The 15,065-nt window shown below is 68.7% G+C and carries 13 protein-coding genes; 5 read left to right on the top strand and 8 right to left on the bottom strand.

Annotation, left to right across the window (positions count from 1 at the left end; translation table 11 throughout):
- Positions 1 to 3: 3 nt before the first annotated feature.
- The 8 genes from P3W75_RS31335 to rpmE all read right to left on the bottom strand — a co-directional run bounded on the left by P3W75_RS31335 (position 4) and on the right by rpmE (position 7,867).
- Positions 4 to 732 (bottom strand): substrate-binding periplasmic protein, encoded by a 729-nt coding sequence (locus P3W75_RS31335; protein ID WP_276231220.1) that lies wholly within the window; start codon positions 730 to 732, stop codon positions 4 to 6.
- A gap of 64 nt (positions 733 to 796) precedes the next feature.
- Entirely contained in the window at positions 797 to 1,567 is a 771-nt protein-coding gene (locus P3W75_RS31330; RefSeq protein WP_276231219.1) for a phosphatase PAP2 family protein, read from the bottom strand.
- Positions 1,568 to 1,658: 91 nt separating this feature from the next.
- Entirely contained in the window at positions 1,659 to 2,426 is a 768-nt protein-coding gene (locus P3W75_RS31325) for a slipin family protein (RefSeq protein WP_276231251.1), read from the bottom strand.
- Positions 2,423 to 3,751 (bottom strand): NfeD family protein, encoded by a 1,329-nt coding sequence (locus tag P3W75_RS31320; protein ID WP_430765431.1) that lies wholly within the window; start codon positions 3,749 to 3,751, stop codon positions 2,423 to 2,425. The genes P3W75_RS31325 and P3W75_RS31320 overlap by 4 nt, the downstream gene beginning before the upstream one ends.
- 249 nt (positions 3,752 to 4,000) lie before the next feature.
- Positions 4,001 to 5,269 carry a malic enzyme-like NAD(P)-binding protein gene (locus P3W75_RS31315; protein WP_276231217.1) on the bottom strand — a complete coding sequence of 423 codons (1,269 nt, stop codon included), beginning with the start codon at positions 5,267 to 5,269 and terminating at the stop codon, positions 4,001 to 4,003.
- A gap of 104 nt (positions 5,270 to 5,373) precedes the next feature.
- A complete protein-coding gene (locus P3W75_RS31310) occupies positions 5,374 to 6,825 on the bottom strand; it encodes a M48 family metalloprotease (RefSeq protein WP_276231216.1) in 1,452 nt (483 codons plus the stop codon).
- Positions 6,822 to 7,628 carry a thermonuclease family protein gene (locus P3W75_RS31305; RefSeq protein WP_276231215.1) on the bottom strand — a complete coding sequence of 269 codons (807 nt, stop codon included), beginning with the start codon at positions 7,626 to 7,628 and terminating at the stop codon, positions 6,822 to 6,824. The genes P3W75_RS31310 and P3W75_RS31305 overlap by 4 nt, the downstream gene beginning before the upstream one ends.
- A 23-nt stretch (positions 7,629 to 7,651) precedes the next feature.
- The gene (rpmE, locus tag P3W75_RS31300; RefSeq protein WP_276231214.1) at positions 7,652 to 7,867 is read right to left on the bottom strand and encodes a 50S ribosomal protein L31; all 216 of its coding nucleotides are present in this window, start codon (positions 7,865 to 7,867) and stop codon (positions 7,652 to 7,654) included.
- 220 nt (positions 7,868 to 8,087) lie between these two features.
- Here rpmE and P3W75_RS31295 point away from each other — a divergent pair, with 220 nt between their 5' ends.
- The 5 genes from P3W75_RS31295 (at position 8,088) to hslU (ending at position 15,053) form a co-directional block, all read left to right on the top strand.
- On the top strand, positions 8,088 to 10,307 hold the full coding sequence (locus P3W75_RS31295; protein ID WP_276231213.1) for a primosomal protein N': 2,220 nt from the start codon (positions 8,088 to 8,090) through the stop codon (positions 10,305 to 10,307).
- Between the two features lie 146 nt (positions 10,308 to 10,453).
- Positions 10,454 to 12,193, top strand: a complete 1,740-nt coding sequence (gene argS, locus P3W75_RS31290) for an arginine--tRNA ligase (RefSeq protein WP_276231212.1) — start codon at positions 10,454 to 10,456, stop codon at positions 12,191 to 12,193.
- 6 nt (positions 12,194 to 12,199) lie between these two features.
- Positions 12,200 to 12,991, top strand: coding sequence for an SPOR domain-containing protein (locus tag P3W75_RS31285; protein ID WP_276231211.1), 792 nt, complete (start codon positions 12,200 to 12,202; stop codon positions 12,989 to 12,991).
- A gap of 155 nt (positions 12,992 to 13,146) precedes the next feature.
- Entirely contained in the window at positions 13,147 to 13,683 is a 537-nt protein-coding gene (hslV, locus tag P3W75_RS31280) for an ATP-dependent protease subunit HslV (RefSeq protein WP_276231210.1), read from the top strand.
- Positions 13,684 to 13,712: 29 nt separating this feature from the next.
- Positions 13,713 to 15,053 carry an ATP-dependent protease ATPase subunit HslU gene (hslU, locus tag P3W75_RS31275; protein ID WP_276231209.1) on the top strand — a complete coding sequence of 447 codons (1,341 nt, stop codon included), beginning with the start codon at positions 13,713 to 13,715 and terminating at the stop codon, positions 15,051 to 15,053.
- Positions 15,054 to 15,065: the final 12 nt, after the last annotated feature.

Raw genomic sequence — 15,065 nt, 5'->3', positions numbered from 1 at the left:
GGCTCAGGGCCGGCGCAGGTTCATGAAGGCGTCGTAGCTGCCGTCCTCGCGCATCAGCCGCAGCTCGCGGTTGAAGTCCTCGATGATCTGGTCGTGATGCGGATTGGCCCGGCTGACCAGGATGTGCAGCGGGTTCTCGGCCAGCGGCTGGGGCAGGAACTCCAGCTTGTCGCGGTCGTTCCTGAGGTCGTGGTCGAGGATGTAGCGGGCGGTCCACTCGTCTTCCAGGGTCAGCTCCACGCGGCCGGCCACCACCATCATCGCGGCGTTGGGGAAGGACAGCACCGGCACCCGGTGCAGGCGGCGGTCCTCGTTGAACTCGGGGGTGTAGCTGTAACCGCGGACCACGGCGATCTGGTACGGATAGAGGTCACTCAGGCGGTTGAAGGCGATGGGCGAGCCCTTGCGCTTGAGGAAGCGCAGGCGGTTGACCAGGTAGGGTTCGGAGTAGTGGCCGAATTCCTCGCGCTCGGGGCTGAACCAGGAATCCACCAGCACGTCGTACTCGCCATTCTGCACCCCGTGCAGGGCGCGCGGCCAAGGCACCTCGGCGTAGTGGATGGCGTAACCGGCGCGTGTCAGCGCGGTGCTGACGAAATGCACCGCCAGACCACGGCCGGGCATCTGCGCGTCGGCGTAGGGCGGCCAGCGGTCGGCCACCAGGTTCAGCGGCTCCTCGGCCCGGGCGGCGAACGGCAGGAGCAGCATCAACAACAGGGCGCGCAGCAGCATGAATCTCCTTGTGCCGATACTCGCAGGACAGCCGACGCCGTTTCGCCACGGCGGGCGGGAACGGTCAGAACAGCATCGCCACGCGCAGGCTCATCCCACCGTCTTCCGGCATCACGCCGAAGGTGTAGGCGCTCTCAGGCGATCCCTCAAGGAACAGATTGTAGGTGAAGTTGGCGACGAAGTTACCCACCGCCATACCCACCAGCGTATCGGTCGGGTAGTGCTTGGAGCCCTCGACGCGCGACAGCGCGGTCAGCCCGTCCACTGTATAGAGCCCGGCCTTGGCGGTGAAGCGCAGGGTCGGGTCCATGTCGATGTAGTCCAGGTTGCGCCGGGTGAACTGGTTGTGGGTAGCGGTCACCGCGGTGTGCTTGGACGGGAAGGAATCGTCGGGAATGCCGTCCGGACGATCGCGCCCGGAGATTTCCTTCCACTCCTCCACCAGGCCGGTCACCGCATAGCGGTCGACCGTCAGCAGCGCCAGGTTGCGCCCGCGCCAGCTCCACGTCTCCTCATTGTCCAGGCCCTTGGGCGACGCCACCAGCGCGGTGGCCACGCTCACCGCGGTGCTGATGTTGAGCATGCGGTCGGCGGCCTGGTTGGCGTCGCCGCCGAAGAACCACTCGTGGTTCGCCGCGGACTTCTGCCACTTGTGGTCCCAGTTGCCGGCGGCGATCACCGCGGCGCCGGCCACTGGCGCCCAGGTGCCGGGGTCGACCACCGCGCGTTGGGCAGAATCGCCCACCCGCGACCAACTCATCTGCGGAGCGCCAGCGCAGCCGGCGAAAAAGGCGGACGACAGCAGCGTCGCCACGACCAGGGCGTGATAGTTCATGGTTTCCCCCAGCCCGTCCGCAACCGGACGGTAACCAAAGCTTGAGAAACCTACAGGGTAGACGCCTCGCCGCCACACACCCTGCCTTCAGTCAATTCTTACGCTGTCCGTTGGTTTCCAGCAGTCCCTTGAGCAGGTCGATGGGCATCGGAAAAACGATGGTGGAGTTCTTGTCGCCGGCGATGCTGCCCAATGTCTGCATGTAGCGCAGTTGCATGGCGCCGGGCTGGCGGGCGAGCATCTCGGCGGCCTGCATCAGCTTCTCCGAGGCCTGCAGCTCGCCCTCGGCGTGGATCACCTTGGCCCGCCGCTCGCGCTCGGCTTCGGCCTGGCGGGCGATGGCGCGGACCATCGACTCGTTGAGGTCGACGTGCTTGATCTCGACGTTGGCCACCTTGATGCCCCAGGCGTCGGTCTGCGCGTCGAGCACCTTCTGGATGTCCAGGTTCAGCCGCTCGCGCTCGGCCAGCATCTCGTCCAGCTCGTGCTTGCCGAGCACCGCGCGCAGGGTGGTCTGGGCCAGCTGGCTGGTGGCGGCGAGGAAGTTCTCCACCTGGATGATCGCCTTCTGCGGCTCGAGCACGCGGAAGTACACCACCGCGTTGACCTTCACCGACACGTTGTCGCGGGAGATCACGTCCTGCGGCGGCACGTCGAGCACCACGGTGCGCAGGTCGACGCGGACCATCTGCTGCACCACCGGGATCACCAGCACCAGCCCCGGCCCCTTGACCTTCCAGAAGCGGCCGAGCTGGAACACCACGCCGCGCTCGTATTCGCGCAGGATGCGCAAGGCGCCGAGCACCAGTACCAGCAGCAGTACCAGCGCCACCAGCAGTCCGAAGGGAATGCCCATCAGTCACCTCCCGGTTCGTCGTCGGCCGCCACCTCCAGGCGCAGGCCGTCGCGCGCCAGCACCTTCACCCGCTGGCCGGCGCGCAGGATTCCGGGCGAGCGCACTTGCCAGCGTTCGCCCTGCAGTTGTACCCAGCCGGCGTGCGCATCCTCGCCGGCCACCCGCTCGACCAGGGCGCGGCTGCCCACCAGGCCGGCGGCGCCGCTGACCACCTGGCGCCGCCGGCTCTTCAGCGCAACGCCCAGCACCAGCACGATGAATGCCGCGCTCAGGGTGGCCACGCCGAGAATCAGCCCGAGGGGGATGCCGAAGCCCGGCGCGTCGGTATCCATCAGGATCAGCCCGCCGATCACGAAGGCGGCGATGCCGCCGATGCCCAGGCTGCCGTAGGCCGGCACGAAGGCCTCGGCGGCCATGAAGGCCAGGCCGAGGACGATCAGCGCCACCCCGGCGAAGTTCACCGGCAGCAGTTGCAGCGCGTAGAGCCCGAGCAGCAGGCAGATACCGCCGAGCACGCCGGGCAGCGCCAGCCCGGGGTTGGCGAACTCGAAGATCAGCCCGTAGACACCGATCATCAGCAATATCAGCGCCACGCTAGGGTCGGTGATCACCGCCAGCAGGCGGGTGCGCCAGTCGGCGCCACGCTCGACCCAGGCCAGCCCGGCGCTGTGCAGCTGCGACGGCTGCCCGGCCACCTGCACCCGGCGCCCGTCGATGGCGCGCAGCAGTTGGTCAAGGTCGCCGGCCTGGAGGTCGACCACCTTCTGCTTCACGGCTTCTTCGGCGGACAGGCTGACCGCCTCGCGCACCGCCCGCTCGGCCCATTCGGCGTTGCGCCCGCGCAGCTGCGCCAGGCCGCGGATGTAGGCCGCCGCGTCGTTGACCTGCTTGCGCTTGAGAGTGTCGTCTTCGCCGCCCTTCGCCTTGCCCTTGTCGGCGGCGGGCTGCGGCGCGCCACCGAGTTGCACCGGCGTGGCCGCGCCCAGGTTGGTGCCCGGCGCCATGACCGCGACATGGCAGGCATAGAGGATGTAGGTGCCGGCGCTGGCCGCGCGGGCGCCGCCGGGGGCGACGTAGCCGATCACCGGGATCGGGCTTTGCAGGATCGCCTTGACGATGTCGCGCATGGCGCTGTCCAGGCCGCCCGGCGTGTCCAGGCGCAGCACCAGCAAGGGCGCGCCCTCGTCCGCCGCGCGCTGCAGGCCGCGCAGAACATAGTCGGAAGTCGCCGGGCCGATGGCCCCGTCCACGCTCAGCACCACCGCCGGCGGGCCCGCCGTGGCCCCGGCCGCGACCAGCAGCAGGAACAGAGCGCAACGGCGAAGCAGCGTGACCATGGCACGCCTCCCCGGCCCGTGGCCGAGCGGCGTCGCGGCGAATGGAGGAACGGCGCCTTTTTACAGCATAGCCCCTGGCCCGCGAAGCCGATCGCGGGCGGAGTCCGCTCCTGCGCCGCTCCTACATCCGTGCTTCCCTGGGGCCACGTATCGACGAGCCGACAATGAAAAACGCCGTTTCCCCTCACGGAGAAACGGCGTTTCCTGGCTTCGGCCCGGGGCCGAAACGAGCGGCCGGGATCAGCCCTTGAACACGTCTTCCACCGATTGCAGCGGATAGTGTTTCGGGTACGGCAGGGTGGCCACGCCGGTCTCGATGGCGGCTTTCGCCACGGCGTCGGAGACCACGGTGATCAGGCGCTTGTCCATGGGTTTCGGGATGATGTACTCACGGCCGAATTCCAGGGAGGACACGCCGTAGGCGTCGCACACGTCCTTGGGCACCGGCTCCTTGGCCAGGTCGCGCAGGGCCAGGGCGGCGGCGATCTTCATCTCTTCGTTGATGCGGGTGGCGCGAACGTCCAGGGCACCGCGGAAGATGAAGGGGAAGCCGAGCACGTTGTTCACCTGGTTCGGGTAGTCCGAACGGCCGGTGGCCATGATCACGTCGTTGCGGGTGGCGTGGGCCAGCTCCGGCTTGATTTCCGGGTCCGGGTTGGAGCAGGCGAAGACGATCGGGTTCGGCGCCATGCGCTTGAGGTCGTCGGCGCTCAGCAGGTTCGCGCCGGACAGGCCGACGAACACGTCGGCGCCTTCCAGGGCGTCGGCCAGGGTGCGCTTGTCGGTCTCGGTGGCGAACACCGCCTTGTACTGGTTCAGGTCGCTGCGGCCGGCGTGGATCACGCCCTGGCGGTCGATCATGTAGATGTTCTCGACCTTGGCGCCCATGCTCACCAGCAGCTTCATGCAGGAGATGGCGGCGGCGCCGGCGCCCAGGCAGACGATCTTCGCCGTCTCGAGCTGCTTGCCAGCGATTTCCAGGGCGTTGAGCATGCCGGCGGCGGTGACGATGGCAGTGCCGTGCTGGTCATCGTGGAACACCGGGATGTCGCACTGTTCGATCAGCGCGCGCTCGATCTCGAAGCACTCCGGCGCCTTGATGTCTTCAAGGTTGATGCCGCCGAAGGTGATGGAAATGCGCTTGACGGTGTCGATGAAGGCCTGCGGGCTCTCGGCGTCGACTTCGATGTCGAACACGTCGACACCGGCGAAGCGCTTGAACAGCACGCCCTTGCCTTCCATGACCGGCTTGGAGGCCAGCGGGCCGAGGTTGCCCAGGCCGAGAATGGCGGTGCCGTCGGAAATCACCGCGACCAGGTTGCCCTTGCCGGTGTACTTGTAGGCCAGTTCGGCGTCACGCGCGATCTCACGGACCGGCTCAGCCACGCCCGGGCTGTAGGCCAGCGACAGGTCGCGGGCGGTGACGGTCGGCTTGGTCAGCTCGACGCTGAGTTTCCCGGGGCGGGGTTGCGCGTGATATTCGAGGGCAGCGGTCTTGAGATCAGACATTTTTGGCACTTCCGCTTTATTGCTTGTTGGACAGACGGGCGACCGAGCATACGCGGGAAGAATGCGCCTGCCAAGATAGCCCCAGGGCCCCGCTGTCAATGCTGCTAACGCACGATTTTCAACAAGTCGCCGGGTTTTGGCTGACCAGTTGGATACAAATCATTGAGTAATCGTATACGAGAAATCGCGTCAGATTCCGGCTCGTTTCCACCCTTTGCCAGCTGTTCCACACTCTGCCCGGCCTTCACCTGGACCAACTGCAGACGCCGGGGTTCGGCCAGCTTCCGTTCGTCGGCGCGCAGCGGGCGGAAGCTGCGGATCACGCCGAGGAAATCGGCGTCGCGGCTTTCCAGGGAAGCGCGACCCTTGACCGCACCCACGAACAGGTAGGCGCCCTGGTCCTTGTAGATCACCGCCACACGCCGCGCGGGCGTGCCCGGCACCACACCGGTGGCGCCCTGCAGCCCGGCCTGGTTCAGTTCCTGCTCCTCGGCCAGGCGTCCGCCGGCGCCCTTGCGCAGGTACTCCAGCGGGGTCAGCTGGGCATCGCGCGGCACCAGTTTCATGCCCAGCAGGGCTTGCTGGTCCTGGGGGTAGCCGACCAGCGCGCTGGGCTGGTTGAGCAGGCTCCAGCCCGGCGGGTAGCTGAGGGTGAAGCCCAGCTCGGCGTGGTAGAAGCTCTGTCCGCGACGGATGCCGGCCTCGGCGGAGTCGCCGAAGGGCAGGCCGTCGATGGCCTTGAGGTAGCGCTCGCGGCCAACCTCCTGCTGCCCGGTGGCCAGCGCCTGGGCCGGGCCGAGCACCTCCTGCAGGCGCCGGTCGTTGTCCGGGTGGGTGTCGAACAGCCCGTGGTAGCCCACCGGCTGCACCGCCTCGCCCTTGGCCTGTGCGACCTGGCGGGCGTAGTCCTCCTGGTTCTTCAGCACCCGCACGACCTGGATCATCGCCTTCGGGTCGTAGCCGGCGCGAGCCAGGTACTTGGCCCCAAGGCCGTCGGCCTGCAGCTCCATGTCGCGGCCGTAGCCGCGCACCACGGCGGTGCCGAGGACGTTGGTCAGGTCGCCGGCGGCGCTGACCCCGGTGCCCAGCGCCACCGCCGCGCCGAGCACGTTCCAGGCGCTGGCCTGGCTCTGCTGGCGCACGCTGTGGCGAGCGGTGACGTGGCCGACTTCGTGGCCGAGCACGGCGGCCAGCTCAGCCTCGGAATTGAGGTAGGCCATCAGCCCGCGGTGGATGTAGATGTAGCCGCCGGGCAAGGCGAAGGCGTTGATATCGCCGGTGTCGACCACCGTGAAGTGGTACTGCAGGGTGGGCCGGTCGCCGGCGCGGGCGACCCGCTCGCCAACCTGTTGCACGTAGGCCTGGAGCTTCTCGTCGGCGTAGCGCGGGTACTGCTTGGCGGCGGCCTGGCTGGCCTGACGGCCGAGGGCGAGCTCATCCTGCTCGCTCATGGTGACGAAGTCGGTCTCGCCGGTGGCGGGATTGACCGCGCAGCCGCCCAGCGCGCCGCTCAGGGCGAACAGGCAGGTGAGCAACAGCGTCCTTGTCGTGGTCATGGCAACAGCTCCAGCATGGCCGGGTCGGTGAGGGGCAGCAGCCAGCGCGCCTGCCCCGGTTTCACGGCGCCGCGCGCGGCGCGATCGATGACCCAGCCGCGCGCCTCCAGGGTGCGTCCGGGCAGCTCATCCAACGTGCGCTTATCGAACGCTTTCAAAAGCCTAGGCTCGATTCGCAGCACCAGCGAACCGTCCATCTCCAGCCACAGGCCGCCGCGATTGCGCTGCACCTCGGCGACCCGCCCGCGAATCACCGCGAAACCGCTTTCGCGCAGGGACTGCGCGTCCTGCACCGGCGAGCGCTTCCACAGGCCACGGCTGGCCGCGCGGGCCTCGCGCTCGGCGGCCTGCTGGCAGGCGGTCAGCTCGGTGTTCGGCGCCACCGCCACCAGGTAGCCCAGGCCATCGGCGAGCAGTTGCGCCTCTATATTGCGCCCCTGGCGGTCGTACAGGTGCGCCAGGGTACGACCGTAATGGTCCTTGGCCTGGCGTCCGAGCTGCAACCCTAATTCACCGTCGTTGGCCGCCACCAGGGCCTGCAGGCGCTGCCGCGCGGCTTCGGCGAAGGCTTCGGTGCTGCGCCCGTTGTGCGCCAGCTCCGGCGCGTTGACCCCGATCAGGCGGACGCTGCGCCCGTCGCTCAGCTTCAGCGTGTCGCCATCCACCACCCGCGCCACGCGCACCCTGGCCGCGTCGTCGGGCGCCGGGCAGGACGCGGCCCGGGCCGGCCCGCCCAGGCAAATCGCGAGCACAAAAAAGGCGCCCCACAGGGGCGCCTTTTTCAGCAAATCGGGAAAGGCCATCGGGGCTTTTCCGGAAATCGCTCTTACTTCTTGCCACCGAACATGGCGAAGCGCTGGTTGAAGCGATCGATACGGCCGCCGGTGTCCAGAACTTTCTGCTTGCCGGTGTAGAACGGGTGGCACTCGGAGCAGACGTCCAGGTGGATGCCTTTGCACAGGGTCGAACGAGTCTTGATCACGTTGCCGCAGCTGCAGGTGGCTTCGATTTCTTCGTACGCGGGATGGATTTCCGGTTTCATGATGTCTTCCTCTGGTTGGTGTGCCGCCACCCAGTCTCTGTCAGAAGCCGAGCCACGGTCATCGAGGACCGCAGGCGGGATCTATTTACCGGGCACCGCACGCAAATTAAGGGCGTGGATCATACCAGAGACGCGAATCAACGCAAGTCGGCGCCACGACCGACCGTCGCTCGGCGCATGCTAAGATCGCCGCTCCCCGACGCCCCGGAAAGCCCCCAGCGTGTCCCAAGCCAGCATCCTGCGCCTCGCCCTGCCCTCGCCGCTGCGCCGCCTGTTCGACTACCTGCCGCCACGCGGGGTCGACCCCCGGCAGCTGCAGCCCGGCGTGCGCCTGCGCGTACCCTTCGGGCGCCGCGAGATCGTCGGCATGCTGGTGGAACTGGCGGACACCTCGGAAGTGCCCGAGGACAAGCTGCGCCCGGCGCTGGAGGTGCTCGACCGCCAGCCGCCGATGCCGGCGCACCTGCTGGAGCTGTGCCGCTGGACCGCGCAGTACTACCAGCACAGCCTCGGCGACACGCTGTCCTGGGCGCTGCCCAACCTGCTGCGCCAGGGCGAACCGGCCGAGACGCGGGTGCAGCGCTTCTGGCTCGCCGCCGCCGACGCGCGCCTCGACGACCCGCGCCTGGCCCGCGCGCCGCGCCAGCGCCAGGCCCTGCAGACGCTGCAACAGCACCCGCACGGCGTGCTCCACGAACTGCTCGGCCAGCTGGACATCAACAAGGACAGCCTCGACCTGCTGGTGGAAAAGGGCCTGGCGCGCCAGGAAAACCGCCGCCACGCGCCGCTGGAACACCACGGCGGCTGGCTGGCGCAGGCCGAGCTGCCGCTCAACCCCGAACAACGCGCCGCCTGCGAAGCGGTGCGCGCCGGCTTCGGCGGCTTCCACAGCTACCTGCTGGCCGGGGTCACCGGCAGCGGCAAGACCGAGGTCTACCTGCAGCTGATCCGCGAGGCCCTGGAAGCCGGCAAGCAGGCTCTGGTGCTGATCCCCGAGATCAACCTCGGCCCGCAGACCCTGAGCCGCTTCGAGCGCCGCTTCAACGCGCGCATCGCCCTGCTGCACTCGGCGCTGACCGACCGCGAACGCCTGGACGCCTGGCTGGCGGCCCGCGACGGCGAGGCGGACATCGTCATCGGCACCCGCTCGGCGCTGTTCACCCCGCTGAAGAACCCGGGGCTGATCATCATCGACGAGGAGCACGACGCTTCCTATAAGCAGCAGGAGGGCCTGCGCTACCACGCCCGCGACCTGGCCCTGGTGCGGGCGCGCATGGAGAAGGTGCCGATCCTGCTCGGCTCGGCCACGCCCTCGCTGGAAAGCCTGCACAACGCCGCCAGCGGCCGCTACGGCCTGCTGCGCCTGACCCAGCGCGCCGGCGGCGCCCAGGCCCCGAAGTTCCAGCGCCTGGACGTGAAGAGCCTGCCGCTGGACGCCGGCCTGTCGATGCCGCTGCAACGCGCCATCGGCGAGACCCTCGGCGCCGGCCAGCAGGTGCTGGTGTACCTGAACCGCCGCGGCTTCGCCCCGACCCTGCTGTGCCACGACTGCGGCTGGATCAGCCAGTGCCCGCGCTGCGACGCGCGCATGACCCTGCACCAGGGCTCCGGCGAGCTGCGCTGCCACCATTGCGACCACCGCGAGCGCCCGCCGCGCCAGTGCCCCAAGTGCAACCAGCTGGACCTGCGCCCGGTCGGCGCCGGCACCGAGCGCGCCGAGGAGCGCCTGCGCATCCTCTTCCCCGACTACCCGGTGCTGCGCATCGACCGCGACAGCACCTCGCGCAAGCACGCCATGCGCGACCTGTTCGCCACCATCAACAAGGGTGAGCCGTGCATCCTGGTCGGCACCCAGATGCTCGCCAAGGGCCACCACTTCCCACGGGTGACCCTGGTGGCGATCCTCGACGCCGACGGCGGGCTGTTCTCCGCCGACTTCCGCGCCAGCGAGCGCATGGCCCAGCAGATCGTCCAGGTCGCCGGCCGCGCCGGGCGCGCCGAGGAGCCGGGCAAGGTGCTGATCCAGACCCACCTGGCCGAGCACCCGCTGCTGGTGCAGCTGACCGAGCAGGGTTACTTCGCCTTCGCCGAGCAGGCCCTCTCGGAACGCCGCGCCGCCGGCCTGCCGCCGTTCTGCCACCTGGCCCTGCTGCGCGCCGAGGCGCACAAGCCGGGCCAGGCCGAAGGCTTCCTCGACGAAGCCTGCGCCGAGGCCGAGCGCCTGCAGGCGCAGCTGGGCAGCGACGTCGAGCTGCTCGGCCCGGTGCCGGCGCCGATGGAACGCCGCGCCGGCCGCTTCCGCGCCCAGCTGCTGCTGATGAGCAGCGCGCGGGTGCCGCTGCACCGCCTGCTATCGTGCTGGCTGCCGATCCTCGAAACGATGCCTAGCGGGCGCCAGGTGCGCTGGTCGCTGGACGTCGACCCAATCGACCTGTTCTGAACGCCTCAATCGACGCCAGCCTTGGTCGAAGTCAAGGCGGCTGCGGCGGCTTGCTTGTAGCTTTTCCTTCAGACCCTGATAATGCGCGGTTCTGAGCCAGATATGCGGTCGCCGCCCCGAGTCGCGCGCGAGCACGGAGAAAAGCCATGAAAGACACCATCCGCCAGCTGATCCAGCACGCCCTCGCCAGCCTCGTCGAGGACGGCACCCTGCCTGCCGGGCTGACCCCGGACATCCAGGTCGAGACCACCAAGGATCGCAGCCACGGCGACTACGCCAGCAACATCGCGATGATGCTGGCCAAGCCCGCCGGCATGAAGCCGCGCGACCTGGCGACCAAGCTGGTCGCCGCGCTGCCGGCCAACCCGCAGGTGGCCAAGGTCGACATCGCCGGCCCCGGCTTCCTCAACTTCTTCCAGGACCAGGCCTGGCTCGCCTCCAGCCTGGAAGCCGCGCTGGCCGACGCCCACCTGGGCGTGCACAAGGCCGGCGCCGCACAGCGCGTGGTGATCGACCTGTCGTCGCCGAACCTGGCCAAGGAAATGCACGTCGGCCACCTGCGCTCGACCATCATCGGCGACGCCGTGGCCCGCGTCCTGGAGTTCCTCGGCGACACCGTGATCCGGCAGAACCACGTCGGCGACTGGGGCACCCAGTTCGGCATGCTGCTGGCCTACCTGGAAGAACAACCGGTCGACGCCCAGGCCGAACTGCACGACCTGGAAGTCTTCTACCGCGCGGCGAAGAAGCGCTTCGACGAGTCCGCCGAGTTCGCCGACCGCGCCCGCGAGCTGGTGGTCAAGCTGCAGGCCGGCGACCCCGAGTGCCTGCGCCTGTGGACCCGCTTCAACGAAATCTCCCTGTCGCACTGCCAGAAGGTCTACGACCAGCTCGGCGTGAAGCTGACCATGGCCGACGTCATGGGCGAGAGCGCCTACAACGACGACCTCGCCAACGTGGTCGACGCGCTCAAGGCCAAGGGCCTGCTGACCGAGGACAACGGCGCCCTGTGCGTCTTCCTCGACGAGTTCAAGAACGCCGAGGGCAACCCGCTGCCGGTGATCGTGCAGAAGGCCGGCGGCGGCTACCTGTACGCCACCACCGACCTCGCCGCGATGCGCTACCGGCATGCCAAGCTGCACGCCGACCGCGTGCTGTACTTCGTCGACCAGCGCCAGGCCCTGCACTTCCAGCAGGTGTTCGAAGTGGCCCGCCGCGCCGGCTTCGTGCCGGCCAGCATGGACCTGGAGCACATGGGCTTCGGCACCATGAACGGCGCCGACGGCAAGCCGTTCAAGACCCGCGACGGCGGCACCGTGAAGCTCATCGACCTGCTCGATGAAGCCGAGGAACGCGCCTACGCCCTGGTGAAGGCCAAGAACCCCGAACTGGGCGACGCCGAGCTGCGCCAGATCGCCCACGCCGTGGGCATCGGCGCGGTGAAGTACGCCGACCTGTCGAAGCACCGCACCAGCGACTACAGCTTCAACTTCGAGCAGATGCTCAGCTTCGAGGGCAACACCGCGCCCTACCTGCTGTACGCCTACACCCGCGTGGCCAGCGTGTTCCGCAAGCTGGGCAAGGGCTATGACGAGGTCGGCGGCAAGATCGTCCTGGAAGCCCCGCAGGAGCAGGCCCTGGCCGCGCAGCTGGCGCAGTTCGGCGACCTGCTCAACAATGTCGGGCTCAAGGGCGTGCCGCATATCCTCTGCGCCTACCTGTACGAACTGGCCGGGCTGTTCTCCAGCTTCTACGAGCACTGCCCGATCCTCGCCGCGCAGACCCCGGAGCAACAGGAAAGCCGTCTGAAACTGGCCGCCCTCACCGGCCGTACCCTCAAGCAGGGCCTGGAACTGCTGGGCCTGGAAACCCTGGAACGCATGTAACCCTCCATGGCGAAGAAGAAACCCGCTCCCAAGCGCGGCGCCAGCCGCTACCAGGCCCCGGCCAAGAAGACCTCGGTCCCCGGCTGGGCCTGGCTGGTCGCCGGCCTGGCCATCGGCGGCTTCATCATGTTCCTGATGAAGCTGGAACCGGGCCGCAACGAAGTGCGCCGGGAGAAGCCGGAACAGCAGAAACCGGGCATCGCCCAGGGCGCCAAGCCGGCCACGCCGGCGCAACAGCCCTCGGCGGTGGCGGTGAAGCCCAAGTACGACTTCTACACCCTGCTGCCGGGCTCGGAAGTGGTGGTGCCGCCGGAGGCCGTGCCGGAGAAGCCGCAGACGCCAACCGTGGTCAGCACCCCGGAGGAAGCGGCGAAGATCGACACCGCCCGCGCCCAGGCGGCGCTCAATGGCCAGACCCCGCCACCGCCGGCGGTGGTCAAGCCGGCCACGCCGCCAGCGACCCAGGCGCAGCCACCGGCCGCCGCGGCCAAGGCGGCGACGCCGACCACCGCGCCCGCGCCGGCCGCCAAGCCGATCGCCCCGCCGGCGGTGGCCGCCACGCAGTTCTTCCTGCAGGCCGGCTCGTTCCGCAAGCAGTCCGACGCCGACCGCGTGCGCGCCCAGGTGATCCTGCTCGGGCAGAGCGCGCGGGTGGAATCCGGCGCGGTGCGCGACGAAACCTGGTACCGGGTGATGGTCGGCCCCTACAGCGACCGCGCCCAGGTCTCGGCGGCGCAGAAACAACTGTCGGCCAACGGCTTCAGCAACCTGCTGTTACAGCAGCGCCAGACCCGCTGAAACCCCGCGCGGGCCCGCCAGGCGCGGGCCCGCGCAATCGCCTCCGGGCAACCCGGCGCAGGCGCGTCCGTCGCCCCGGCTTGAAGGCCGCATCCTTCATCCCCATATGACTCCGCATTCGGGCATCAACGCCCCGCTGTGTGGAGAACTCCCCCTTGACCACTATCGTTTCTGTCCGCCGCAACGGCAAAGTCGTCATGGGCGGCGACGGCCAGGTTTCCCTTGGCAACACCGTCATGAAAGGCAACGCGAAGAAGGTCCGCCGCCTCTACCACGGCCAGGTGCTGGCCGGCTTCGCCGGCGCCACCGCCGACGCCTTCACCCTCTTCGAACGCTTCGAGCAGCAGCTCGAGAAGCACCAGGGGCACCTGGTCCGCGCCGCCGTCGAGCTGGCCAAGGACTGGCGCACCGACCGTTCCCTGAGCCGCCTGGAAGCCATGCTGGCGGTGGCCAACAAGGACGCCTCGCTGATCATCACCGGCAACGGCGACGTGGTCGAACCCGAGCACGGCCTGATCGCCATGGGCTCCGGCGGCGGCTTCGCCCAGGCCGCGGCCATGGCCCTGCTGCAGAAGGCCGATGACGGCATGTCCGCCCGCGAGATCGCCGAAACGGCGCTGAACATCGCCGGTTCCATCTGCGTGTTCACCAACCAGAACCTCACCATCGAGGAGCTCGACAGCGCCGTCTGAGGCCCTGTCGCTCCGGAGTAGCCGAACAAATGTCCATGACTCCCCGCGAGATCGTCCACGAACTCAACCGCCACATCATCGGCCAGGACGACGCCAAGCGCGCCGTCGCCATCGCCCTGCGCAACCGCTGGCGGCGCATGCAGTTGCCGGCCGAGCTGCGCGCCGAGGTGACGCCGAAGAACATCCTGATGATCGGTCCGACCGGCGTCGGCAAGACCGAGATCGCCCGGCGCCTGGCGAAGCTGGCCAACGCCCCGTTCCTCAAGGTGGAAGCGACCAAGTTCACCGAGGTCGGCTACGTCGGCCGCGATGTCGAGTCGATCATCCGCGACCTGGCCGACGCCGCGATCAAGATGCTCCGCGAGCAGGAAGTGCAGAAGGTCAAATACCGCGCCGAAGACGCCGCCGAGGAACGCATCCTCGACGCCCTGCTGCCGCCGGCGCGCACCGCGGGCTTCGGCGACGAGCCAGCGCGCGAGGACTCCAACACCCGCCAGCTGTTCCGCAAGCGCCTGCGCGAAGGCCAGCTGGACGACAAGGAAATCGACATCGAAGTGGCCGACGTCCCGGCCGGCGTGGAAATCATGGCGCCGCCCGGCATGGAGGAGATGACCAGCCAGTTGCAGAACCTGTTCTCCAACATGGGCAAGGGCAAGCGCAAGAGCCGCAAGCTGAAGGTCGCCGAGGCCATGAAGCTGATCCGCGACGAAGAGGCCCAGCGCCTGGTCAACGAGGAAGACCTCAAGGCCCGCGCCCTGGAAGCCGTGGAGCAGAACGGCATCGTCTTCATCGACGAGATCGACAAGATCGCCAAGCGCGGTAACGTCGGCGGCGCCGACGTCTCCCGCGAGGGTGTGCAGCGCGACCTGCTGCCGCTGATCGAGGGCTGCACCGTCAACACCAAGCTGGGCATGGTCAAGACCGACCACATCCTGTTCATCGCCTCGGGCGCCTTCCACCTGTCCAAGCCCAGCGACCTGGTGCCGGAACTGCAGGGCCGCCTGCCGATCCGCGTCGAGCTCAAGGCCCTGACCCCGGGCGACTTCCAGCGCATCCTCAAGGAACCGCACGCCTCGCTCACCGAACAGTACACCGCGCTGCTGAAGACCGAGGGCCTGGACATCGCCTTCGCCGACGACGGCATCCAGCGCCTGGCGGAGATCGCCTGGCAGGTCAACGAGAAGACCGAGAACATCGGCGCCCGCCGCCTGCACACGCTGCTCGAACGCCTGCTGGAGGAAGTCTCCTTCGACGCCGCGGACCTCGCCAGCGAGCACAGCGACAAGCCGATCGTGATCGACGCCGCCTACGTCAACGGCCACCTGGGCGAGCTGGCCCAGGATGAGGACCTGTCGCGCTATATTCTGTAAGCGCAACAGCAA

This window comes from Pseudomonas citronellolis (assembly GCF_029335315.1).
GTDB lineage: Bacteria > Pseudomonadota > Gammaproteobacteria > Pseudomonadales > Pseudomonadaceae > Pseudomonas > Pseudomonas citronellolis_A.
Note: the sequence above shows the minus strand (reverse complement) of the source record. Positions and strands in the feature narration are given on the sequence as shown.

Coding starts and splice junctions, on each gene's coding strand:
- P3W75_RS31330 (WP_276231219.1), bottom strand. CDS start 1,567: ATGAACTATCACGCCCTGGTCGTGGCGACGCTGCTGTCGTCCGCCTTT.
- P3W75_RS31285 (WP_276231211.1), top strand. CDS start 12,200: ATGGCGAAGAAGAAACCCGCTCCCAAGCGCGGCGCCAGCCGCTACCAG.
- P3W75_RS31310 (WP_276231216.1), bottom strand. CDS start 6,825: ATGACCACGACAAGGACGCTGTTGCTCACCTGCCTGTTCGCCCTGAGC.
- P3W75_RS31315 (WP_276231217.1), bottom strand. CDS start 5,269: ATGTCTGATCTCAAGACCGCTGCCCTCGAATATCACGCGCAACCCCGC.
- P3W75_RS31335 (WP_276231220.1), bottom strand. CDS start 732: ATGCTGCTGCGCGCCCTGTTGTTGATGCTGCTCCTGCCGTTCGCCGCC.
- hslU (WP_276231209.1), top strand. CDS start 13,713: ATGTCCATGACTCCCCGCGAGATCGTCCACGAACTCAACCGCCACATC.
- rpmE (WP_276231214.1), bottom strand. CDS start 7,867: ATGAAACCGGAAATCCATCCCGCGTACGAAGAAATCGAAGCCACCTGC.
- P3W75_RS31305 (WP_276231215.1), bottom strand. CDS start 7,628: ATGGCCTTTCCCGATTTGCTGAAAAAGGCGCCCCTGTGGGGCGCCTTT.
- argS (WP_276231212.1), top strand. CDS start 10,454: ATGAAAGACACCATCCGCCAGCTGATCCAGCACGCCCTCGCCAGCCTC.